The organism is Streptomyces sp. NPDC092952 (genome assembly GCF_044754785.1).
Lineage (GTDB): Bacteria > Actinomycetota > Actinomycetes > Streptomycetales > Streptomycetaceae > Streptomyces.
Genome location: NZ_JBIVPT010000003.1, coordinates 135,201 through 156,632, shown reverse-complemented (window position 1 = coordinate 156,632; position 21,432 = coordinate 135,201). Strand labels below are relative to the sequence as shown.

Genomic DNA, 21,432 nt, shown 5'->3' with positions numbered 1-21,432 from the left:
GTCCCCAGGTGGCACCCTGGGGACCGCTCGCCGTTTCGGGGCGGGTGCTGCGGGCTAGTGGCGGTTGCCGTGGCTGCCGTGACAGCCGTAGACGAAGTCCTGGTGGTTCGTGGGCCCGTGGGCGGCCTCCCACGCGGCCTGGGCCGCCCTTTCCTCGGCCGCCCGCTCGGCGGCAATCTCGTCGCGGAGGTCCTCGTAACTCTGCACAGCGGTTCCTCTCGCCCGGCCGCCCGCTGCTGCGGGCGGCTCGTGCCCCGGGCCGGATTCGATCCGGCAGCTCACGCCGGGTCCGGGGCGGTGTGCGCCATCTCTCTGCCTGGCGCTCTGCGGTCGTGCGTTCTTGCAGGTCAAACAGGGGCAGGGTTGCCTCCCTCATCTTGCTTAGGGGGGCTTGCCGTCTTGCTTGTTAGAGACCATAGGCAACTCGGAGGCTGCGTGCAACCCCCTCTCGCGGTACAGTTTGGTAGCCCCCCTAAGCAACGAATGGAGAGTCGTGCAGGCAGACATGGAGCAGGTCTCCGGGATCGTTGACCCCGTCGAGCGGGCCAAAGCCGCAATCGACCTGATGGCGACGTATCAGGGGTGGGTGCTAGAGCTCTCCCGCGTGCGCCGCGAGGCCATCGAAGAGGCGCAGGGATCTGGCATGACTCAAGCGGAGATCGCCAAGCGACTTGGAGTGAGTCGAGGACGGGTTGGGCAACTCGCGTCTGCGGGTCCGCCTCCGGAGCGCGCCTTCTTCGGCACAGACACGGTGACGGTGTCGCTCGGCGGCAAGTACGAGGCCGGCAAGACCCCCGAGGAGTCCAGCGAGGTCGTCACGAGGGAAGACATCAGCAACTTCGAGCACCTGCGCACGTTGCTCGGAGGCATGAAGCTTGATGCCAAGTACGAGGTAGTCCCGCCGACAGGGATCATCAACCTGAATCGTGACAATCACGTTGTCGTCTGCGGCCCCCGGCTTTCCCCCATCGTGGCCCAAGTGCTCGAAGGTGACGACAACCTGGGGTTCGAGAAGGACCAGGCCTGGCACCTAGTGGATCGGAAGACCGGGCAGAAATATCGGTCCCCGATGGACGAGGACGGCACGGCTGGCGACTATGGCTATCTCGGGCGACTCCCCCGCTTGGACGGTCGCGGGACCTTTCTGTACATCGCTGGAGTCCACTCCATTGGCGCGAACGGAGTCGTGCACTTCCTGGAGAACAACCTGGCTGAGCTGTACCGAGAAGTCCGTACGCGGCGGTTCTCGACGCTCATCTCATGCCGCTATGACCCCAAGACACTCGACGTGCTGGAAAGTCGACGTGTCACCCCGTTGTACCGACACGAGGCGTGATCATGCGAGTCTCCATTGACACACTTCCCGGGGGAGCAAATCCCAACGAAGATTGGGTGGCCGGCACGCCCACGCTTGCCATCGTGCTGGACGGACTCAGCACTGCGGGCTTGGCGACGGGGTGCCGTCACGGGGTGCCGTGGTATGTGGCTCAGCTCGGCGGCCACTTGGCCGCAGTCCTGGCAGAGCCAGAGCGACCACTCTCAAGCGCGCTTGCGGAGGCGCTTGAGCAGGTTGCCGCGCTGCACCGTGAGTGCGACCTGAGTAACCCCGGAACGCCGTCGGCCACGGTCGCGATCCTGCGGCAGCGGCATGGGGTGCTTGAGCATCTGGTGCTCGCGGACTCACCGATTGTCATTGAAGGGCCTCATGACTACACGGTGATCTCTGATCTCCGTGTCGATAGCATCCTTCCTGAGATGCGGGCAGAGGTGGAGCGGCATGAGACGCATACGCCTGGGCACAGAGAGGCCCTGCAAAGCCTGGTGCTCGCGCAGCGCCAGGTGCGCAACACACATGACGGATACTGGGTCGCTTCAGCAAGCCCCGAAGCGGCCGAACACGCCTTGACTGGTTGCATTCCACTCGGGGAAGCAACCTCTGCCGCCGTCATGTCCGACGGGGTCTCAAGGCTCGTCACCGAATACGAGATGGCGGACTGGCCTGATGTATTCGCGACGCTTCGTGCGGGGGGACCGCGAGCGCTGATCGACACCGTGCGCAAAGTCGAGGCGACAGACCCGACCGGTCGCCGGTGGCCGCGATACAAGTCTGGCGACGATGCCGCCGTCGCATTCTGCCAGTGGTGAGGCCGAGAGGGGCGCGCGGCGTGCTGACATCAACAACTGACATCAACGCCCCCGTACATCGACGCACAATCGCGGGCCGCTTTTGTCTCGTATCGCCGGAGACAGGGGAGTGGCTCGGGTGATCGTAAGCGCGTAACCCGGTGGTGCACGCGCCTACGGATCAGAAGGTTGCAGGTTCGAATCCTGCCGAGTGCACAGCTAGTAAGAGGCCCGGACGAGAGTCCGGGCCTCTTGCGTTGTGTGTCCGTGCAGCTGTGGGGTACGGCAACCGCCCTGACTGCTGGCAGTTGTGTCAGCCGGTGTCGAGGAACACGGCGAGGCTGCGGTGCCCGGTGGGCGCCGGGCTCTTCTTTGTGGCGACGCGCTCGACGTACTCATCGACCCGTGCGGGGAGGATGCGGCGGTGCGGCCAGCGACGACGGACGTCCAGTGGAAACGGCCGACATCGTCGTGCCCGCAGCCCTCTGCGACATCGTCTACGAGGTCCGGATCAGCTCGTAGTCGCAGGGCTCACCGAGGACTGGAAACCCTGACCAGGACCGAACGTTCTCGCCACGGGCAGGCCGGCATCATCCTCGGACGACCGTCGGCCACGGCGGTGCTCAGGGGATGGGGATTGGCTGTGGTTGTGGGTATCGGGCTGTTCGTACTGGGGCTGGCGGGCATGGCATGGGGAGCCATGTTCCTCTTCAACCTGCGGGGCGCGGCGGACAAGGCAGTCGCGCGGCGAAACGCCGTCAGGGCTGTGACCGCAGCGCGGACGCTGAACATGGGGCTTGCGGAGCCGTCGCGATTCGGTGCCTGGTTCTTTCGGCTCATGGGCGGCATCGTCTTTCTCGGCTCACCCGTGGTCGCGCTCGCCGGCCTCGTCATCGCAACGTTCGAATGACTCGGAGGCATGCGCTCCTACGGGGATGGGGCGTGGACGTGGCCGCCAGGGGGCGAGCGGGGAATCGACTGGCCGGAGGCCACGGGCCGTCGGCGTGACTGGTGACCGTCGTGCTGTACAGCTGTGGAGTGCGGCGACCGCGTGGAGTGCCGCCATGGCGACGCACGATCTGCTGCGGGCGGAGCGGATCGGGTTCGGGACGGTCGTGGTGATGGTCCTCGACGGGCTCTTCGCGTTGCTGTTCGTCGTGGGGTCCGTGCTCCGGCGCAGGGTGAGGCACTCGGTCCGGTGCGGCGCTTACGGCGCGCTGGGCGGGGTGCTCGACAAGCCCATGGCCGGGTTCTGAAGGGTTCGTGGCGACGGGCCCTTCTCAGGGGGTGGTGAAGGGTTCGTGGTGCCAGCGCCAGTCGGCGGTTCCGTCGGGGTGCACGTTGAGCAGGAACTCGGGGACGGGGGTGCCGTCGGGGAAGGTCAGGGTGAGGGCGGCGCGTATGCGGTCGTAGCAGGACTCGGCGCGTTCCCAGTCCTCCGCGTCGACGGCCTGGTCCTGTTCGGCGAAGAGGGGGCGGAACTCCTCGAAGCCGGGCAGCGTTTCCATGTCGGCGTGCGTCCATGGCATGTCCGAGCCGGTCACGGTCAGCCGGGCGATGGTGCGGTCGCCGTGGTGGAGGTGCCAGACGGCGGGGGCCGGGGCGGGGGTGCTCATGGGGTCATGATGGCGGGTGGCTCTGGCAGGGGCTGGTGGGGCTGGAGGTAGGGACTGTGGCGTGGCGGTGCACCGGGTTGCGGTGGGGGGACGAGGGGCCCGTACTCGGGTGGCGCAGGGGTGGGGCGGCGCGGGGGAGTGTGCTGGCGTACGGGGCTGAGCTGGGGTTCCGTGCTGTGGGGAAGCGGGGGTGTGTCGGGGCGCGGGGGAACGTGTGCCCGGTGGGGGCCGTGGTGCCGGGGCGCAGTACGGGGGCGCGGTGTCCGGAGTGCGCGCGGTTGGACCGGGCGCACTCGGTGGCCGCCGACACGATCGCGGACGATCCGAGGACGTACCGGGTGTACCTGGCCTGGTTCGGGCCCGGGATGGTGAAGGTCGGGATCACCGCGGAGGAGCGGGGTGCGGCGCGGCTGCGGGAGCAGGGGGCCGTGGTGTTCGGCTGGCTGGGGCGCGGGCCGTTGATGGCGTGCCGCCGTACGGAGGAGGTGCTGCGGGCGGCGTTCGGAGTGCCGGACCGGATTCCGTACGCGCGGAAGCGGGCGGTGCGGGGGGTGCTGCCGGGGATGGAGGGGCGTGACGAGGAGGTCGCCGGGCTCTACCGGCGGGCGGTGGCGCTGACGGAGACCGGGGCGTGGCCGGAGTCGCTGGAGCGGTTGCCGTTCGAAGCGGTCGACCAGGTGGCGCTGTTCGGGCTCGACGGGGTGGAGGCGGCGGGCGGGGTGCGGTGGGCCGTGACCGAGCTGGTGGCCGGGGGTGCGGTCGGCGGGCGGCTGGTGGCGGTGGCCGGGCCGGACCTCCATCTGGCGGTGCCGGACGGGGCGGTGCCGGTTGGGGCGGTGCCGGACGGGGTGGTGGTGCTGGACACCCGGCTGATGACCGGGTGGGAGCTGGTGGCGGCGGACGCGCGGGGCGGGGTGGACGTGCCGGTCGTGGACCTCGGGGGCGGTGGGGTGCAGGACGGGCTGTTCTGAGGGGCGGTGGGATGTGGTGCGGGGGGCTTCGAGGGGCGGTGGGGTGCGGTGTGGTCTGTTCTGAGATCGTCGGAGCGGTTCGAGCGACCGGAGGGAAGGGTGGTGCGCGGTGGGTGAGGACGCCCGTGACGTCGTGCGGTTCTGGGAGCGGTTGGGGCTGCCGGGGATCATCGACGTACATACGCATTTCATGCCGGAGCAGGTGCTGCGGAAGGTCTGGGCGTACTTCGACTCGGCCGGGCCGCTGACCGGGATGGAGTGGCCGATCGCCTACCGGCGCGACGAGGAGGAACGGCTCGCGCTGCTCCGGTCGTTCGGCGTGCTCCGGTTCACCTCGATGCTCTACCCGCACAAGGCCGGGATGGCCGCCTGGCTGAACGGCTGGGCCGCCGACTTCGCCCGCCGGACGCCGGACTGCCTGCACACCGCGACCTTCTTCCCGGAGGAGGGCGTCGACCAGTACGTGCGCGAGGCCGTCGAGGCGGGGGCGCGGGTCTTCAAGGCGCATGTCCAGGTCGGCGGGTACGACCCCAACGACCCGCTCCTCGACCCGGTCTGGGGCCTCCTTGCCGAGGCCGGGATCCCGGTGGTGATCCACTGCGGCTCGGGCCCGGCGCCCGGCAGGCACACCGGCCCCGAACCGGTCGCCCGGCTGCTCGCCCGGCACCCCCGGCTGCCGCTGGTCGTGGCGCACATGGGGATGCCGGAGTACGAGGAGTTCCTGGCGCTCGCGGAGACGTACCCGGAGGTGCGGCTCGACACGACGATGGCGTTCACCGACTTCACCGAGGAGTTCAGCCCCTTCCCGGTGGCCGGGCGGGGGCGGCTCGCGGCGCTCGGGGACCGGATCCTGCTGGGTACGGACTTCCCGAACATCCCGTACCCGTACGCGCATCAGCTCCACGCGCTGGAACGGCTGGGGCTGGGGGACGACTGGCTGCGGGCGGTCTGCCACGGGAACGCGCGGGAGCTGTTCGGGGTGGGGTGAGCGGGCCGGACGGCTCCGGCGCGGAACGTTTTCTCAGGGAATTCACAGGAACGGGTAAGGGCGCTTTCAGAGGAGCCGCACAGGCTCGGGTCCATGACGACGACGACCTCGCCCCAGGGGCGTACCGAACTGCTCAGGGCGGACCGCACCCCCGTCCGCGTGCTGGTGGTGGACGACGAGGCGCCGCTCGCCGAGCTGCTGTCCATGGCCCTGCGCTACGAGGGCTGGGAGGTGCGCAGCGCCGGGGACGGGGCCGGGGCCGTCCGCGCGGCGCGGGACTTCCGGCCCGACGTGGTGATCCTCGACGTGATGCTGCCGGACACCGACGGGCTCGCGGTGCTCGGCCGGCTGCGGCGGGAGATCGCCGAGGTGCCGGTGCTGTTCCTGACGGCGCGGGACGCGGTGGAGGACCGGATCGCCGGGCTCACGGCGGGCGGCGACGACTACGTGACCAAGCCGTTCAGCCTGGAGGAGGTCGTGGCACGGCTGCGCGGGCTGATCCGGCGCTCCGGCACGGCGGCGGTACGCGGCGAGTCGACGCTCGTCGTCGGCGATCTGGTCCTCGACGAGGACAGCCACGAGGTGAGCCGGGGCGGGGTCTCCATCCACCTCACCGCGACCGAGTTCGAGCTGCTGCGCTACCTGATGCGCAATCCGCGCCGGGTGCTCAGCAAGGCCCAGATCCTGGACCGGGTGTGGAACTACGACTTCGGCGGCCAGGCCAACGTCGTCGAGCTGTACATCTCGTACCTGCGCAAGAAGATCGACGCGGGCCGGTCGCCGATGATCCACACCCGGCGCGGGGCCGGGTACCTCATCAAGCCCGGTGAGTAACAGCGGTAACGGCCACGGCCACGGGCGCGGGCGCCGGTTGCGGGGGCCGTGGACGCTGCGGACCCGGCTGGTGGTCTCGGCGGTCACGCTGATCGCCGTCGTCGCCTCGGTCATCGGCTCGGTGACCACGATCGCGTACCGCAGCTATCTGTACGGCAAGCTCGACGACCAGCTGCACGCCGTCGCCGTACGGGCCGCGAAGCCGCCCGGGGGCGGGGGACCGGGGCCCGGCGGCGGCATCCCGGAGCCCCACGACCCGCTGGCCTTCGTCGATGTGCGCGGGCTGCCGGTCGGCGCCTTCGGGGCGGTGCTGGCCGGGGACGGCTCGGTCACCGCCTCGCGGGTCGTCGAGGAGAGCGGTACGGGGACGGAGTCCGGGACCGGGTACGGGAGCGGCGGCCGGCCGATGACCGGGGCCCAGCTGAGCGCCCTCGCGGCGGCGGGAATCGGGGCCGGGGACAAGGCGCGGGACGTCGATCTGCCGGGGCTCGGCGCCAACCGGGTCGAGGCGGTCGTGGACCCGCTGGGCAACACCCTGCTCGTCGGCCTCCCCGCTGCCGAGGTGGGTTCCGCGCTGACCACCCTGATCGTCGTCGAGGTCTGCGTCACCGCCGCCGGGCTGATCGCGGCCGGACTCGCGGGCGCCGCGATCGTCGGGGTCGCCCTGCGCCCGCTCCGCCGGATCGCCGCCACCGCCACCCTGGTCTCCGAACTCCCGCTGCACAGCGGCGAGGTGGCCCCCCTGGAACGGGTCCCGCAGGCCCAGGCCGACCCGCGCACCGAGGTCGGGCAGGTGGGCGCCGCGCTCAACCGGATGCTGGGCCACGTCGGTTCGGCCCTGGCGGCACGGCAGCAGAGCGAGACCCGGGTGCGCCAGTTCGTCGCGGACGCCAGCCACGAACTGCGCACCCCGCTCGCCTCGATCCGCGGCTACGCCGAACTGACCCGGCGCGGCGGCGAGGAGATCGGCCCCGACACCCGGCACGCGCTGGGGCGGATCGAGTCCGAGGCGGAGCGGATGACGGGCATGGTGGAGGACCTGCTGCTGCTCGCCCGGCTGGACTCCGGGCGTCCGCTGGGCCGGGAGCGCACCGATCTGTCGTCGCTGGTCGTCGACGCGGTGAGCGACGCCCGCGCCGCCGACACCGGGGCCCGCACCGGGGCCCGCAGGCCCGGCGGGACCGGCCGGCCCGGCCGGAACGGAGAAGAACAGCCCGGCGGCCATCACTGGCGGCTCGGTCTTCCGGACGAGCCCGTCACCGTGCACGGCGATCCCACCCGGCTCCACCAGGTGCTGGTCAACCTGCTGGCGAACGCCCGTACCCACACCCCGCCGGGGACGACCGTGACCACCCGGGTGCGGCCGGACGCCGGAGGGGCGCGGGTGGTCCTGGAGGTCGAGGACGACGGGCCGGGCATCCCGGCCGGGCTGCTGCCGCACGTCTTCGAGCGGTTCGCGCGCGGGGACGCCTCGCGCTCGCGCGGCGCGGGCTCCACCGGGCTCGGGCTGGCCATCGTGCAGGCCGTCGTCGCCGCGCACGGCGGGCGGGTCGCGGTGGAATCGGTGCCGGGGCGCACGGTGTTCGCCGTCGATCTGCCCGCGGTTCACCCGGACCCCCCCGCACTCACAGCCCCGGGACAGGCTCGGCACACCGGTGTGACAGCGGGGGCGGCGAGGGTCGTCCGTATGCCGACCGAAGCGCCTTGGAGCGCCGCCACCCTGCCGCCCCGGGACCACCTCCCCGTAGAAACGGCCGCCGGGCCGGCCGCTCCCGCGGGGGCGGCCGTGCTCGACGTGGTGATCCCCGTCTACAACGAGGAGAAGGACCTCGAACCCTGTGTGCGCCGCCTGCACGACCATCTGACGCACACCTTCCCGTACGGCTTCCGGATCACCGTCGCCGACAACGCCAGCACCGACCGGACACCTCAGGTGGCGGCCCGGCTCGCGGCCGAGCTGCCCCGGGTCCGCTCGTACCGGCTGGAGCAGAAGGGGCGGGGGCGGGCGCTGCGCACCGTCTGGTCCGACTCGGACGCCCCGGTCCTCGCCTACATGGACGTCGACCTGTCCACCGACCTCAACGCGCTGCTGCCGCTGGTCGCCCCGCTGATCTCGGGCCACTCGGACCTGGCGATCGGCTCCCGGCTGTCGCGCGGCTCCCGGGTGGTGCGTGGGTCGAAGCGGGAGTTCGTCTCGCGCTCCTACAACCTGATCCTGCGCTCCTCGCTGGCCGCCCGGTTCAGCGACGCCCAGTGCGGGTTCAAGGCCATCCGCCGCGATGTCGCGAAACGGCTGCTGCCGATGGTGGAGGACCCGGGCTGGTTCTTCGACACCGAGATGCTGGTGCTCGCCGAACGCGCCGGGCTGCGCATCCACGAGGTGCCGGTCGACTGGGTCGACGACCCCGACTCCACCGTCCACATCGTGCGGACGGCCGTAGAGGACCTGAAAGGCGTGTGGCGGGTGGGGCGGGCGCTGGCGGTCGGCACGCTGCCGCTGGACCGGCTGGCCCGCCCCTTCGGCGACGACCCGCGCGACCGGTCGGTCGGCGGGGTGCCCGGCTCACTGGCCCGGCAGCTCGTCGGCTTCTGCGTCGTCGGCGCGCTCTCCACGCTCTGCTACCTCGCCCTGTACTCGCTCTTCCGGCTCGGCACGGGCCCGCAGCTCGCCAACGCCGGTGCGCTGCTGGTGTCGGCCGTCGCCAACACGGCGGCCAACCGGCGGCTCACCTTCGGCGTACGGGGGCGGCGCGGGGCCGTCCGCCACCAGGCGCAGGGGCTGGTGGTGTTCGCCATCGGCCTCGCGCTGACCAGCGGTTCGCTGGCGGCGCTGGGGGCGGCGTCCGGCTCGCCCTCGCACACGACGGAGCTCGCCGTGCTGATCGCGGCCAACCTCGCGGCGACGGTGCTGCGCTTCCTGCTGCTGTGCGCCTGGGTCTTCCCCGAGCGGGCCGAGCCCCGGGGCCAGGAACCCGCCGACGCCCTCCACCACGAACGGGAGAACCACCGATGAGCACGCCGCACCCCGACCGCCGCCGGGCCGCACGGGTCTGGCGGGGCAGGCCCGAGGACCCGCGCTGGGCGCGCCCGGCCTTCCTCGTCCTGCTGCTGCTCATCGCGGCGGCCTACCTGTGGAACCTCAGCGCCTCCGGATACGCCAACTCCTTCTACTCCGCCGCCGCGCAGGCCGGCAGCCGCAGCTGGAAGGCGTTCTTCTTCGGCTCGCTGGACGCGGCCAACGCCATCACCGTCGACAAACCCCCGGCCGCCCTCTGGCCGATGGCCCTGTCGGTGCGGGTCCTCGGCCTCAACTCCTGGGCGATCCTGGCCCCGCAGGTCCTGATGGGCGTCGCCACCGCCGGGGTGCTGTACGCGGCCGTGCGGCGCCGGTTCAACGCGGTGGCCGGGCTGATCGCCATGGCCGTCCTCGCGCTCACCCCGGTCGCGGCGCTGATGTTCCGCTTCAACAACCCGGACGCGCTGCTCGCCCTGCTGATGACCGTCACGGTCTACTGCGTGCTGCGCGCGCTGGAGCAGGGCCGTACGAAGTGGCTGCTGTGGGCGGGGGCCGCGGTCGGTCTCGCGTTCCTGGCCAAGACCCTCCAGGCGTTCCTGATCCTGCCGCCGCTGGCCGTGCTGTACGCGGTGTGCGCGCCCGTACCGGTGCGCCGGCGGCTCGGCCAGCTCGGGCTGTCGGCCCTGGTCATGGTCGTCGCGGGCGGCTGGTGGGTGGCGGTCGTCGAACTCTGGCCGGCCTCCTCGCGCCCGTACGTCGGCGGCTCTCAGCACAACTCCTTCCTGGAGCTGACCTTCGGCTACAACGGTCTGGGCCGGATCAACGGCGACGAGACCGGCAGCGTCGGCGGCGGGGGCGGGCCGGGCGGCGGTGGGGGCGGCGGTCAGTGGGGCGAGACCGGCATCGGCCGGATGTTCAACTCCGAGGTCGGCGGCCAGATCTCCTGGCTGCTGCCCGCCGCGCTGATCCTGCTGGCCGCGGGGGTCTGGCTGACCCGGCGCACGGCGCGGACGGACACCGCCCGCGCGGCCTTCCTCGCCTGGGGCGGGGCGCTGCTGACGACCGCGGCCGTGTTCAGCTTCATGGCGGGCATCTTCCACCAGTACTACACGGTGGCCCTCGCCCCGTACGTGGCGGCGCTGGCCGGGATGGGCGCCACGGTGCTGTGGGAGGAGCGGGCCCGGTGGCGGGCGCGGACGGTGCTGGCGGGGACCGTCGCCGTGACGGCCTGCTGGGCGTACGCGCTGCTGGGTCGGACCCCGGACTACCTGCCGTGGCTGCGGTGGGCGGTGCTCGTCGCGGGGATCGCGGCGGCGCTCGGGCTGCTGCTCGTCCCGCTGCTGGGGCGCCGGGTGGCGTACCTCGCCGTGGGGCTGGGGCTCGCCGCGTCGCTGGCGGGGCCGGCCGCGTACGCCGTGAGCACGCTGAACACCGGCCACCAGGGCTCGATCGTCACGGCGGGCCCGTCCGGCGGCGGGATGTTCGGCGGCGGCGGACCGGGCGGGGGCGGCGGTCGCGGTGGCCGGGGCGGCTTCGGCGGAGCGGGGTACGGGACGGGCTTCCCCGGCCAGGGCGGCGGTGCGCAGGGCGGCGGTGCGCAGGGCGGTGGCGCCCCGGGCGGTGCGCAGGGCATGCCGCCCGGGGGTACGCCGCCCGGCGGGGCCACCCCGTCGAACGGCCAGAACGGCCAGAACGGCCAGGGCACCCCGGGCACCCCGGGCACCCCGGGCACCCCGGGCACCCCGGGCGGCCAGAACGGCCGGATGCCCGGCTTCCCCGGCGGCAACGGTCCCGGTGGCGAAGGCATGGGCGGCGGCAGGGGAGGCGGCGGCATGGGCGGGCTGCTCAACGGCGCCTCCGTCGACGCCGAGGCCGAACGGCTCCTGGCGAAGGACGCCGGGACCTACACCTGGGCCGCCGCCGCCATCGGCTCCCAGAACGCCGCCAGCTACCAACTCGCCACCGAGGAACCCGTGATGGCGATCGGCGGCTTCAACGGAAGCGACCCGTCCCCGACGCTCGCCCAGTTCGAGCAGTACGTCGAGGACGGCCGCATCCACTACTTCATCGCGGGCGGCATGGGCGGCAGCGGCGAGGGAACCGCCTCGCAGATCTCCTCCTGGGTGGAGAAGAACTTCGAGAAGGTCACCGTCGGCAACGCCACCTTCTACGACCTGACCAGCCCGAAGAGCGGCTCCTGACCGGTTCTAACGCCGCAGCAGCAGATCGGCGACGACGGGGCGGTGGTCCGAGGCGAGCGACTCGGCCACCGCCGCGCCGCGCGCCCGTACCGTGTCCTTCGACACCGCCACGTAGTCGATCCGCTCCACCGGATTCTCCGCCGGGAACGTGGGACCGCCCGGCTCGACGTCCGTCAACTCCTGCCACAGCGGGGCGAGTTCGGGGGCGCCGGGCGCCGCGTTGAAGTCGCCGAGCAGCACCTGGCGCACCGGCCCGCGCTCCGAGGTCCGGTCCTCCGCCATGATCCGGCGGGTGTCGGCGACCTGGGCGATCCGCACGGACGGGTCCGCGCGGTAGTCCAGGTGGGTCGCGTAGACGTGCACCGGCAGCCCCTTCACCCGCACGACCACCTCGCCGAAGCCGGGCGCGGGCGCCGGAACCGGGTCCGGGTCCTGGGTGGAGAGCCGGGTGAGGTCGTGGTTCTCGGCGCTCACGATCGGATACCGCGACAGCACCGCGACCCCGAACTCCCGCCGGGGCTCACCCGGTACGGCCGGATCGAGGCTGTAGACCGGTGCGAACGACACCCGCATGCCCAGCCGCCCGGCCAGCTCCGCCGCCAGGTCCCGCCACTCGCTGCGGGCGCCCCAGCGCACGTCGACCTCCTGAAGGCCGATCACATCGGCGTCCAGCGCGCGCAGCGCCCCGGCCTGCCGGTCGAGATCGAAGACGTTGTCCATGCCCGCGCCCGCATGGATGTTGTACGTGGCCACCCGGAGCGGGACGGCGGGCCCGTGCCCCTCCCCGGCCGCCGCCGCGGGCGGCGCGAGCGCCGCCGCCAACAGCCCTGCCGCCACGAGCACTTGCACCGTACGACGACGCACTGACATGCCACTCCAACCCTGGGAAGTCCTGTCGATCAGCGCCGAGCACGGTACCGCGCGGAAACGGGTTGTACACCGTACGGGTGAGCTATACGGTGTACAGCGCGCGCTACTCGTACACCGTATAGGAACAAGAAGGAATGGAGACCGCATGACGGCGACCGTCGCCGGACAGAAGAACCTCGCGTCCCCCGGCCACCCGCAGCGCTGGCTGATCCTCGGCGTCATCTGCCTCGCCCAGCTCACCGTGCTGCTCGACAACACCGTTCTCAACGTGGCGATCCCCTCCCTCACCCGGGAGCTGCACGCCTCCACCGCCGACGTGCAGTGGATGATCAACGCCTACTCGCTGGTCCAGTCGGGCCTGCTGCTGACGGCCGGCAGCTCCGCCGACCGCTACGGCCGCAAGAAGATGCTGATCGCCGGGCTCGCGCTGTTCGGCATCGGCTCGCTGGTGGCCGGGGTGGCCCAGTCGTCCGGGCAGCTGATCGCCGCCCGCGCGGGCATGGGCGTCGGCGGCGCGCTGCTGATGACCACGACCCTCGCCGTCATCGTGCAGATCTTCGACGAGGGCGATCGGGTCAAGGCGATCGGCATCTGGTCGACCGTCAGCTCGCTCGGCTTCGCCGTCGGACCGCTGATCGGCGGGGTGATGCTGGACCACTTCTGGTGGGGCGCGATCTTCCTGATCAACATCCCGGTCGCGGCCCTCGGGCTGGTCGCCGTGGTCCGGCTCGTCCCCGAGTCGAAGAACCCCGCGGGCGAGCGCCCCGACCTGTTCGGCGCGCTGCTCTCCACGGTCGGCATGACCTGCGTCGTGTACGCGATCATCTCCGGCCCGGAGCACGGCTGGACCTCCGGCCGGGTACTGCTGACCGCCTTCGCCGGGGCCGCCGTCCTCACCGGGTTCGTGCTGTGGGAGCTGCACATCCCGTATCCGATGCTGGACATGCACTTCTTCCGGAACCAGCGGTTCGTCGGGGCGGTGGCGGGCGCGATCCTGGTCGCCTTCGGGATGGGCGGCTCGCTCTTCCTGCTCACCCAGCAGCTCCAGTTCGTCCTCGGCTACGGGCCGTTGGAGGCCGGGCTGCGCACGGCGCCGCTGGCGCTGACCGTCGTCGCGCTCAACCTCACCGGGCTCGGCGCGCGGCTGGTGCCCCGGCTGGGGACGCCGGGCACCATCGTCTCCGGGATGAGCCTGCTGGCCGCGGGCCTCGCCGCGATCGCCCTGCTCGGCGGGGGCGGGTACGGGGGCATGCTGCTCGGGCTCGTCGTGATGGGCGCGGGCATCGCGATCGCCATGCCCGCCATGGCCAACGCGATCATGGGCGCCATTCCGCCGGAGAAGGCGGGCGTGGGCGCCGGGGTCAACGGCACGCTCGCCGAGTTCGGCAACGGGCTGGGGGTCGCGGTGCTCGGCGCGGTGCTGGGCTCGCGGTTCTCGGCGCTGGTGCCGGCGGCGGTGGGGGCCGCGTCGCTGCCCGCCGCGCTCGCCTCGGCCACCGGTGCCGGGGAGCGGGCGCGGATCACCGACGCCTTCGCCTCCGGGCTGGAGACCAGCCAGCTCTTCGGGGCGGTCGCCGTACTGGCGGGCGGGGTGCTCGCCGCCGTGCTGCTGCACCGCGCCGGCCGCCCGGAGCCGGTACGGGCGGACTCGGCCGGTGGTGCGGCGGCGGCATAGCATCAGGGACGGGGGAGACGAGGAGGGTGCGTCATGGTGTCCGCGGCCGACCGGGTGAAGAAGCCCGCCAGGACGAGCGTCTGGCTGGAGCAGCGGGCCCCCTCGCGCGCCCGCAGGCCGGACCAGGCGGCCGGGCTGGACCGGGAGAGGATCACCACGACCTCGGTCCGGCTCCTGGACGCCGAGGGGCTGGCCAAGTTCTCCATGCGCAGGCTGGCCGCCGAGCTCGACGTCACCGCGATGTCCCTGTACTGGTACGTGGACACCAAGGACGACCTGCTGGAACTGGCCCTCGACACGATCTACGGCGAGTTCGTGGTGCCCCCCGAGGACGCCCACTGGCACGAGCGGCTGCGCGGACTGGCCGCCGAGTACCGCGCGCTGCTCGTCCGGCACGTCTGGGTGTCGACGCTCGCCGGGCACTTCCTCAACATCGGCCCGCACGCGATGCTGATGTCGTACGCCGTCCAGGACGTCATCCGGGCGACCGGCCTGCCGGCCCACCACCAGACCGGCGCGCTCTCCGCGGTCTTCCAGTTCGTGTTCGGATTCGGCACCGTCGAGGGGCACTTCGCGGAGCGCAGCACGGCGGCCGGGCTCAGCCAGGACGAGTACTACCAACAGGCGATGAGCACGATCCGCTCCCAGCCGCAGCACAGCCGGATCATCGAGTCCACGCAGGAGGTCATGGACGCCCGGGGCGGCGGCACGGTCGAGGAGATGCGCGACCGGGACTTCGAGGTCGCCCTGGACCTGCTGATCGCGGGCATCGAGGCGATGCGGGACCGCTGAGCCCGGTCACGGGCCGTTCCCCCTCGTGCGGGGAGACGGGTCAGCCGTCGGAGGCGAGCCGGGCCGGGAAACCGCCCGTCGCCACCGGACTCCACCGCTCCGGGGTGATCCGGATGATCGACTTGCCCTGCTTCAGCATCGCGGCCCGGTACTCGTCCCAGTCCGGGTGCTCGCCCGAGATGTTCCGGTAGTACTCGACGAGCGGCTCGACCGAGTCCGGTGCGTCGATCACCTCGGCCGAACCGTCGACCTGCACCCAGGGCCCGTTCCAGTCGTCCGACAGCACGATGATGCTGACCTGCTCGTTCCGCTTCGCGTTCCGGGTCTTGGCCCGTTCGGGGTACGTGGAGACCACGATCCGCCCGGCGTCGTCGACCCCGCAGGTCAGCGGGGAGCCCTGGGGGCGGCCGTCGGCCCGGGCGGTGAGCAGGACCGCCCGGTGCCGGGGGCGCACGAAGGCCAGCAGCTCGTCGAGGTCCACGGAGGTGTTCGTCGCGATGTGGGGTGCCATGTCCGCAGACTACGGCGGCACCCCACCGGCCACGACGGAACTCCACCGTCCCGTCGTGGTGTTCCGCCCGGTTACGACGGCAGCGTCTCGCCCTGCACGGCCTGGATGTCGAGCTCCACCCGCAGCGTCGTGCCGATCGCCGCGATGCCCGCCTGCACCACCTGGTTGTAGTTCATCGCGAAGTCCTCGCGGTGCAGCTCGGCCGTGGCGCTGAAGGCGGCGCGCACCCCGCCCCACGGGTCGGGGCCGGTGCCCAGGTAGCTCAGGTCCAGGTCGACCGGGCGGACCACGCCGTGCATCGACAGCTCGCCGTGGACCAGCCAGCGGTCGGGGCCGGTCGGGGTCAGCCCGTTCGAGCGGTAGGTGATCTCCGGGAAGCGCTCCGCGTCCAGGAAGTCGGGCGAGCGCAGGTGCTTGTCGCGCATGCTGTTGCCGGTCTCGATGCTCGACGCGGCGATGACGGCCTCGACCCGGGAGAGCTGGACGTCCTCCGCGATCTCGATGCGGCCGCTGAACTCGGTGAACCGGCCGCGCACGCTGGAGATCCCCAGGTGCTGGGCGACCGCGGCGACCGAGCAGTGCGCCGGATCCAGCGACCAGGCCCCCGGCGGCGGCAGCTCCACCCCGCCCTGCCGGCTCAGCACCACCGTGCCCGCCTCGACCCGCCCGCTCGCCGTGACCATGGCGGTCGAGGCGGCGGGGGCGTACCCGACCGCCGTGACGATCACCGTGTACGCCCCGGCGTCCAGGCTGCCTTCGGTCCGTACCGCCCCGTCCTCGTCGGCGGCGGCGCGCAGCACCTGCGTTCCGGTCATGTCGGTGACCGTCACGACCGCGTGCTGGACCGCCCAGCCGTCCCGGGTCCGTACCTGTGCGCGAAGTCCCATCCGGTTCTCTCTCCTAGCTCCATGACTCGTTCAAAGAGTCGGGCCCCGGGCGGGGACGGCAGGCCGTCCCCTGCCTGTCGTCCCCACGCCGGGGCCCATTTCCACCTGCCGGCCGGTGCCTCCGCTCGAAGCACCGGCCGGCCGGGGGTCTGTTACTCGCCGGGGTGGGCGAGCTCGATGTCGTGGCCGTCGGCCCCGCGGCCTGCCACGGTCAGCGCGCTCGCCACCGGCGGGTAGCCGGTCGCGACGACCGAGTACTCGCCCGCGTCCAGGTCGGTGAAGGCGTACGCCCCGTCCTCCCCGGTCGTCGAGGTGGCGACCACATTGCCCGCCGCGTCGACCAGTGTGACCCGGGCGTCCGGCAGCGGACGACGCGCGGTACCCGCCCGCACGACACCCTGGACCAGCGCACCGGCCTGGAGCACGGCCTCGACCCGGGTGATCCCCTGGCCGCCGACCTCCACCGGCAGCGCCAGCGGCCGGAAGCCGAGGGCGTTGACCGCGACGGTCACGGTGCCGGGCACCAGCTCGCCGAAGGCGAACTCGCCCGCCCCGTCGGACGCCCCGGTGGCCAGGACCTCGCCGCGCACATCGGTCACGACGACCATGGCGCCCTCGACCGGATCGGAGGATTCCGCCGACCGTACGAGACCGGCGAGCCCGCTCGTACCCGAGAGCAGGATGTCGAACGCGAGCGGCTCGTCACCCACGACCACGGTGGACGCCTGCGGCTGGAAACCGTCGGCGGAGGCGATCAGGACGTAGCTGCCGGAGCCCGGGGCGTCCAGCTCGTACGTGCCGTCGGCCTGGGCGACGGAGCGCCCCAGCTGGCGGCCGGCCAGCGAGATCAGCGTGACGGCGGCACCGGCCACCGGCGCGCTCTCCGCACCGCGCACCACACCGTGCACGGCCGTGCCCCGGAGGGCGGACGCCGGGGCGGCGGCCGGGGCCGCGTCCTCGACGGCCGTCGCGGTGGCGACCGGAGCGGCGGGGGCCGGGACGGCCGCGACCGCGACCGGAGCCTTGGCCAGGGCATCGGCCGGAACCTCGGCCGGGGTCTCGGCGGCGGCCGGGGCCTCGCTCGACGCGTTGGTCTTGAGCGCGACCTCCTTGATGAAGATCGTGATCAGGAAGGCGATCAGCGCGGCCGGGGCGGCGTACAGGAAGACGTCGCCGACGCCGTGCCCGTAGGCGCTCTCCACGACCGAACGGAACGGCTCGGGCAGCTCACGGACGTTGGGGATGCCCCCGCCGCCGGTGCCGCCGTGGCCCATGGCCGCGCCCTTGGGACCGAGCTCCGCGAGCCCTTCCTTCACGTAGTGGGTGACGCGGTTCGCCATGACGGCGCCCAGCGCCGAGACGCCGATCGCACCACCGAGGGAACGGAAGAAGGTGACGACGGAGCTGGCCGCGCCGAGGTCGGACGGGGCGACCTGGTTCTGCGTGGCGAGCACCAGGTTCTGCATCATCATGCCGATGCCGAGACCCATGACGGCCATGAAGACCGCGATGTGCCAGTACTCGGTGTCGTAGCGCAGGGTGCCCAGCAGGCCCAGTCCGGCGGTGACCAGGAAGCCACCGCTGACCAGCCAGGCCTTCCAGCGGCCGGTCTTGGTGATGATCTGGCCGGAGACCGTGGAGGAGATGAACAGGCCCGCGATCATCGGGATCGTCATGACGCCCGACATCGTCGGCGACTTGCCGCGCGCCAGCTGGAAGTACTGGCTGAAGAAGACGGTGCCCGCGAACATCGCGATACCGACGAACAGCGAGGCCAGCGAGGCCAGCGCGATGGTGCGGTTGCCGAAGAGGCGCAGCGGGATGATCGGCTCGCTGGCCTTGGACTCGATGGCGACGAAGATCGCGCCGAGGAGGACGGAACCGACGACCATCACGGCGGTCTGCCAGGACAGCCAGTCGTACTTGTCGCCCGCGAAGGTCACCCAGACCAGCAGCAGCGACACGGCGGCGCTGATGAAGAACGCGCCCCACCAGTCGACCTTGACCTCGCGCTTCACGACCGGGAGCTTCAGCGTCTTCTGGAGCACGATCAGCGCGATGACGGCGAACGGCACACCGACGTAGAAGCACCAGCGCCAGCCCATCCAGCTGGTGTCCGTGATGACACCGCCGAGCAGCGGACCGCCGACGGTGGCGACGGCGAAGACCGCGCCGATGTAACCGCTGTAGCGGCCGCGCTCGCGCGGGGCGATCATCGCGGCCATCACGATCTGCGCGAGGGCGGAGAGACCGCCGACGCCGATGCCCTGGACGACACGGCAGGCGATCAGCATGCCGCTGCTGGTCGACAGACCGGCGACGACCGAGCCCGCGACGTAGATCACCAGGGATATCTGGACCAGCAGCTTCTTGCTGAACAGGTCGGAGAGCTTGCCCCAGAGCGGGGTGGTGGCGGTCATCGCCAGCAGCGAGGCCGTGACGACCCAGGTGTAGGCGCTCTGGCCGCCGCCGAGGTCGGAGATGATCTCGGGCAGGGCGTTGGAGACGACCGTCGACGACAGGATCGCGACGAACATGCCGAGCATCAGCCCGGCCAGTGCCTCCATGATCTGCCGGTGTGTCATCGGCGCGCCGGACGCGGAGTCCGGCGACCCCCCGTGCTTGGCGTGGCCGCCCCGCACACCGGTAGGTGTGGTCGTAGCCATTTAAGTCCTTGTCTTTGCTTCTGTTACACAGGTGTACGGGTGTGTACGTCGTGGTCGTGGTCGCTGCCGACCGGTCGGGAGCGGCAGTCGCCGCTGTGCTTTCCGGGGCCGCACCCGCCGGGCCCGCGGCAGGCGAAGCTGTCGCGCAGCCGGGCCAGCAGCGTGTTGAGCTGCCCGACCTCCTCGTCCGACCAGTCGGAGAGGTTGTGGGCGAACATCTCGGTGGTCCGCCGGTTCAGGTCGCCGAGTACGTCACGTCCCTCGGGGGTCAGCCGCAGGATGCGGGACCGCTTGTCCGCCGGATCCGGGGACCGTTCGATCCAGCCGCGCTCCGCCACATGGGCGACATGACGGCTTGTCACCGACATGTCGACGTCCAGCAGCTCGGCGAGCCGGCTGATCCGCATCTCGCCGTGCTGCCGGAGCAGGGCCAGCACGGCGGCGGACCCGGCCGGGCATTCGGCGGGGAGGATGCGGGCGAGACCGCGCTTGACGGCCCCGACGGCGCTGAGTTGCCGGGCCAGTTCTTCGTACCGACTCCGTGCCGCCACGGGACCCCCAGACATCTCATCTCACCGGCGCATCTTGTTGCTTAGGGCAACCATAGAAGCCGTTGGTTGCTGCAGGCAAACGAAAGTGGACTTGCAGAAGTAAAGGAACGCAAAAGGCTGCGTAGGGGCGAAGTCAAGCCCGCAGTACAGGGGTGGTGCGTGGGGCGCGGTGTGTGTCATGCCACAGCAGAGCCCCCGATGGCACCCGCCCTGATCCGCGCTGTCGCCCCGCCCCGCCCCGCCCCGCCCCGCCCCGCCCCGCCCCGCCCCGCCTCGCCCCGCCTCGCCCCGCCCCGCCTAGCAGGGGCCGGGCCAGGTCCTGCCGGCGGCGCGGGTCCGTCCGGGTCATGTTCTGCCGGGGACGCTGCCCGCCCGGGGGCGTCCGCGTACGCCCGTACCGCCCGCGTGCGCCCGCACCCGCCCGGGCCGAAGGCGTACCCCGTACCCGGCCCCGGGCGGCGGCCGCCCCTCCCCCTCCTTACCCATGGACGCCCCGAGCCCCCGCACCCCCTCCACGCGCTCCCCCGCACCCGCCCCGTGCCCCCGACCTGGCCCCTTCCTCCCGTCACCCCTCTTCCCCCTTCCCCGACCCGGGGGTTGGGCGGCAGGGCCGAGTTCGCTAGGGTCCTGGCCCATGGCACACAACCCCCACGCCCCGCAGGGCCCCGAGGGCAACCACGACCCGGCCGGCAGCACTCAGATGTTCCGCGCCTTCGTCGACGAGGGCGAGCCGCAGCGCCGGCAGCAGCCGGCCGCCTCGTCCGGAGGACCGAGGACCGGGGTGATCGTCGGCGTCGTCGTGGTGATCGCCGTCCTCGCCGCGGTGGCCTGGCTCGCGCTCGGCTGACCGTCCCGGCGGCCGCACCGGCCGCCGGCCGGCACACACGTCCCCTGTCACTTCGATACGGCGGTGACGTCCCGGGTCTCGACATGCATACCCAGGGGCACCCGCCAGGCGTCCACGCAGACGGTGTACGTCGCCGTCCGCGCCGCTCCCGCGTCGATCGGCGCGGGGAGCGGCCCGGTCGACTCCACGGTCGCCCAGTCGACCCCCAGCGAACCGATCACGTGCGTGGCGAACGTGACCGTTCCCGCGCGCACCGGTGATCCCCCGGTGTTCCGGAACTCGACGGTCACCTTCTCGCACCAGCGCTCGTCCGCCGCCTCCCGTACGGGGTCGCCCACGCTCAGCTCGGCGGGCCCGGAGGGCGTACCGGGGGTGGACGGCGTCGAGGGCCCGGAGGGCGTCGACGGGGCCGAGGGCGCGGTGGGACGGGGCGTCGCTCCCGTACCGCGTCCGGGAACGCCGGAGGGCGACCGCGAGGCGCCACCGGACGCGCCCCCCGAGGAGCCGCCGGACCCGTTTCGGTCCCGGCCGCCCGCCTTCTCCCCGCTGCCGCTCCCGTCCGCTCTTCCCCCGGTGCCGGCTCCGTTCCCGGTTCCCGGGCTTCTGCCGTCCGGGTCGAGCGGGACCAGGGTGACCTTGCCCGGCGCGTCCCCCGCACCCGCCCCCGGGTCCGTCCCGGCCGCCCCGAGCGCCGCGTGGCCCGTCTCCGCCGCACCGCCGCCGCAGGCGGCCAGCACCCCGCCCAGACACAGCACGGCCGCCGAGGCGGCGATCAGGGTGCCCCGGCGGCCGTTCGATCCGAGAATCCGACGTCGCATCGCGTCAGTGTGGCTGACGGTCCGTCAAATCGGAAGGGTCGCGCTCCGGTACGGAAATCCACGGC

The 21,432-nt window shown here is 72.3% G+C and carries 20 protein-coding genes and 2 pseudogenes; 14 read left to right on the top strand and 8 right to left on the bottom strand.

Translation table 11 applies throughout. The features are described 5' to 3' along the window. Positions 1-54: 54 nt before the first annotated feature. Positions 55-207 (bottom strand): hypothetical protein, encoded by a 153-nt coding sequence (locus ACIQGQ_RS08405; protein WP_402392298.1) that lies wholly within the window; start codon positions 205-207, stop codon positions 55-57. A gap of 286 nt (positions 208-493) precedes the next feature. Here ACIQGQ_RS08405 and ACIQGQ_RS08400 point away from each other — a divergent pair, with 286 nt between their 5' ends. The 5 genes and pseudogenes from ACIQGQ_RS08400 to ACIQGQ_RS08380 all read left to right on the top strand — a co-directional run bounded on the left by ACIQGQ_RS08400 (position 494) and on the right by ACIQGQ_RS08380 (position 3,380). Then, positions 494-1,336 (top strand): sigma factor-like helix-turn-helix DNA-binding protein, encoded by an 843-nt coding sequence (locus ACIQGQ_RS08400; RefSeq protein ID WP_402392296.1) that lies wholly within the window; start codon positions 494-496, stop codon positions 1,334-1,336. 2 nt (positions 1,337-1,338) lie between these two features. After that, positions 1,339-2,145 (top strand): protein phosphatase 2C domain-containing protein, encoded by an 807-nt coding sequence (locus ACIQGQ_RS08395; protein WP_402393392.1) that lies wholly within the window; start codon positions 1,339-1,341, stop codon positions 2,143-2,145. A 411-nt stretch (positions 2,146-2,556) separates the two neighbouring features. Next, positions 2,557-2,646, top strand: a pseudogene (locus ACIQGQ_RS08390) (GntR family transcriptional regulator); the annotation flags it as partial. A gap of 127 nt (positions 2,647-2,773) precedes the next feature. After that, a complete protein-coding gene (locus ACIQGQ_RS08385; protein WP_402392293.1) occupies positions 2,774-3,034 on the top strand; it encodes a hypothetical protein in 261 nt (86 codons plus the stop codon). Positions 3,035-3,188: 154 nt separating this feature from the next. Continuing rightward, positions 3,189-3,380, top strand: a complete 192-nt coding sequence (locus tag ACIQGQ_RS08380) for a hypothetical protein (protein ID WP_402392290.1) — start codon at positions 3,189-3,191, stop codon at positions 3,378-3,380. Between the two features lie 24 nt (positions 3,381-3,404). On the opposite strand, the gene ACIQGQ_RS08375 is transcribed toward ACIQGQ_RS08380, so the two are convergent. After that, positions 3,405-3,740 (bottom strand): hypothetical protein, encoded by a 336-nt coding sequence (locus ACIQGQ_RS08375; RefSeq protein WP_402392288.1) that lies wholly within the window; start codon positions 3,738-3,740, stop codon positions 3,405-3,407. Between the two features lie 56 nt (positions 3,741-3,796). Here ACIQGQ_RS08375 and ACIQGQ_RS08370 point away from each other — a divergent pair, with 56 nt between their 5' ends. From ACIQGQ_RS08370 to ACIQGQ_RS08345, 6 genes and pseudogenes are all read left to right on the top strand, one after another. Continuing rightward, entirely contained in the window at positions 3,797-4,711 is a 915-nt protein-coding gene (locus ACIQGQ_RS08370) for a DUF2797 domain-containing protein (RefSeq protein WP_402392286.1), read from the top strand. Positions 4,712-4,820: 109 nt separating this feature from the next. Continuing rightward, positions 4,821-5,699, top strand: a complete 879-nt coding sequence (locus ACIQGQ_RS08365; RefSeq protein WP_402392284.1) for an amidohydrolase family protein — start codon at positions 4,821-4,823, stop codon at positions 5,697-5,699. Positions 5,700-5,792: 93 nt separating this feature from the next. Beyond that, entirely contained in the window at positions 5,793-6,533 is a 741-nt protein-coding gene (locus tag ACIQGQ_RS08360) for a response regulator transcription factor (protein ID WP_402392281.1), read from the top strand. Positions 6,534-6,939: 406 nt separating this feature from the next. Then, positions 6,940-8,076, top strand: a pseudogene (locus ACIQGQ_RS08355) (sensor histidine kinase); the annotation flags it as partial. A 144-nt stretch (positions 8,077-8,220) separates the two neighbouring features. Continuing rightward, positions 8,221-9,546 carry a glycosyltransferase gene (locus ACIQGQ_RS08350; RefSeq protein ID WP_402393390.1) on the top strand — a complete coding sequence of 442 codons (1,326 nt, stop codon included), beginning with the start codon at positions 8,221-8,223 and terminating at the stop codon, positions 9,544-9,546. Beyond that, positions 9,543-11,750, top strand: coding sequence for an ArnT family glycosyltransferase (locus tag ACIQGQ_RS08345; protein ID WP_402392278.1), 2,208 nt, complete (start codon positions 9,543-9,545; stop codon positions 11,748-11,750). The genes ACIQGQ_RS08350 and ACIQGQ_RS08345 overlap by 4 nt, the downstream gene beginning before the upstream one ends. Positions 11,751-11,756: 6 nt before the next feature. Here ACIQGQ_RS08345 and ACIQGQ_RS08340 read toward each other — a convergent pair whose 3' ends face one another. Next, positions 11,757-12,620: an endonuclease/exonuclease/phosphatase family protein gene (locus ACIQGQ_RS08340; RefSeq protein ID WP_402392275.1), complete on the bottom strand. Its 864-nt coding sequence runs from the start codon at positions 12,618-12,620 to the stop codon at positions 11,757-11,759. A gap of 145 nt (positions 12,621-12,765) precedes the next feature. Here ACIQGQ_RS08340 and ACIQGQ_RS08335 point away from each other — a divergent pair, with 145 nt between their 5' ends. Both ACIQGQ_RS08335 and ACIQGQ_RS08330 read left to right on the top strand, forming a co-directional pair. Continuing rightward, positions 12,766-14,295, top strand: a complete 1,530-nt coding sequence (locus ACIQGQ_RS08335; RefSeq protein WP_402392272.1) for an MFS transporter — start codon at positions 12,766-12,768, stop codon at positions 14,293-14,295. Between the two features lie 33 nt (positions 14,296-14,328). Continuing rightward, on the top strand, positions 14,329-15,087 hold the full coding sequence (locus ACIQGQ_RS08330) for a TetR/AcrR family transcriptional regulator (RefSeq protein ID WP_402392270.1): 759 nt from the start codon (positions 14,329-14,331) through the stop codon (positions 15,085-15,087). A gap of 40 nt (positions 15,088-15,127) precedes the next feature. Here the strand turns inward: ACIQGQ_RS08330 and ACIQGQ_RS08325 are convergent, their stop codons facing one another. The 4 genes from ACIQGQ_RS08325 to ACIQGQ_RS08310 all read right to left on the bottom strand — a co-directional run bounded on the left by ACIQGQ_RS08325 (position 15,128) and on the right by ACIQGQ_RS08310 (position 19,702). Next, the gene (locus ACIQGQ_RS08325; protein WP_402392267.1) at positions 15,128-15,598 is read right to left on the bottom strand and encodes a PPOX class F420-dependent oxidoreductase; all 471 of its coding nucleotides are present in this window, start codon (positions 15,596-15,598) and stop codon (positions 15,128-15,130) included. Positions 15,599-15,669: 71 nt separating this feature from the next. After that, complete coding sequence (locus ACIQGQ_RS08320; protein WP_402392265.1) at positions 15,670-16,485, bottom strand: YceI family protein; 816 nt, start codon at positions 16,483-16,485, stop codon at positions 15,670-15,672. A gap of 152 nt (positions 16,486-16,637) precedes the next feature. Continuing rightward, the gene (locus ACIQGQ_RS08315; RefSeq protein WP_402392263.1) at positions 16,638-19,151 is read right to left on the bottom strand and encodes an MFS transporter; all 2,514 of its coding nucleotides are present in this window, start codon (positions 19,149-19,151) and stop codon (positions 16,638-16,640) included. 23 nt (positions 19,152-19,174) lie between these two features. Beyond that, positions 19,175-19,702, bottom strand: coding sequence for a MarR family winged helix-turn-helix transcriptional regulator (locus tag ACIQGQ_RS08310; RefSeq protein ID WP_402392260.1), 528 nt, complete (start codon positions 19,700-19,702; stop codon positions 19,175-19,177). Between the two features lie 634 nt (positions 19,703-20,336). On the opposite strand from ACIQGQ_RS08310, the gene ACIQGQ_RS08305 reads away from it, so the two are divergent. Beyond that, positions 20,337-20,549: a hypothetical protein gene (locus ACIQGQ_RS08305; RefSeq protein ID WP_352273949.1), complete on the top strand. Its 213-nt coding sequence runs from the start codon at positions 20,337-20,339 to the stop codon at positions 20,547-20,549. Between the two features lie 47 nt (positions 20,550-20,596). On the opposite strand, the gene ACIQGQ_RS08300 is transcribed toward ACIQGQ_RS08305, so the two are convergent. Continuing rightward, positions 20,597-21,367: a hypothetical protein gene (locus ACIQGQ_RS08300; RefSeq protein ID WP_402392258.1), complete on the bottom strand. Its 771-nt coding sequence runs from the start codon at positions 21,365-21,367 to the stop codon at positions 20,597-20,599. Positions 21,368-21,432: the final 65 nt, after the last annotated feature.

Coding starts and splice junctions, on each gene's coding strand:
- ACIQGQ_RS08395 (WP_402393392.1), top strand. CDS start 1,339: ATGCGAGTCTCCATTGACACACTTCCCGGGGGAGCAAATCCCAACGAA.
- ACIQGQ_RS08380 (WP_402392290.1), top strand. CDS start 3,189: ATGGCGACGCACGATCTGCTGCGGGCGGAGCGGATCGGGTTCGGGACG.
- ACIQGQ_RS08375 (WP_402392288.1), bottom strand. CDS start 3,740: ATGAGCACCCCCGCCCCGGCCCCCGCCGTCTGGCACCTCCACCACGGC.
- ACIQGQ_RS08360 (WP_402392281.1), top strand. CDS start 5,793: ATGACGACGACGACCTCGCCCCAGGGGCGTACCGAACTGCTCAGGGCG.
- ACIQGQ_RS08350 (WP_402393390.1), top strand. CDS start 8,221: ATGCCGACCGAAGCGCCTTGGAGCGCCGCCACCCTGCCGCCCCGGGAC.
- ACIQGQ_RS08345 (WP_402392278.1), top strand. CDS start 9,543: ATGAGCACGCCGCACCCCGACCGCCGCCGGGCCGCACGGGTCTGGCGG.
- ACIQGQ_RS08340 (WP_402392275.1), bottom strand. CDS start 12,620: ATGTCAGTGCGTCGTCGTACGGTGCAAGTGCTCGTGGCGGCAGGGCTG.
- ACIQGQ_RS08335 (WP_402392272.1), top strand. CDS start 12,766: ATGACGGCGACCGTCGCCGGACAGAAGAACCTCGCGTCCCCCGGCCAC.
- ACIQGQ_RS08330 (WP_402392270.1), top strand. CDS start 14,329: ATGGTGTCCGCGGCCGACCGGGTGAAGAAGCCCGCCAGGACGAGCGTC.
- ACIQGQ_RS08325 (WP_402392267.1), bottom strand. CDS start 15,598: ATGGCACCCCACATCGCGACGAACACCTCCGTGGACCTCGACGAGCTG.
- ACIQGQ_RS08320 (WP_402392265.1), bottom strand. CDS start 16,485: ATGGGACTTCGCGCACAGGTACGGACCCGGGACGGCTGGGCGGTCCAG.
- ACIQGQ_RS08315 (WP_402392263.1), bottom strand. CDS start 19,151: ATGGCTACGACCACACCTACCGGTGTGCGGGGCGGCCACGCCAAGCAC.
- ACIQGQ_RS08305 (WP_352273949.1), top strand. CDS start 20,337: ATGGCACACAACCCCCACGCCCCGCAGGGCCCCGAGGGCAACCACGAC.
- ACIQGQ_RS08300 (WP_402392258.1), bottom strand. CDS start 21,367: ATGCGACGTCGGATTCTCGGATCGAACGGCCGCCGGGGCACCCTGATC.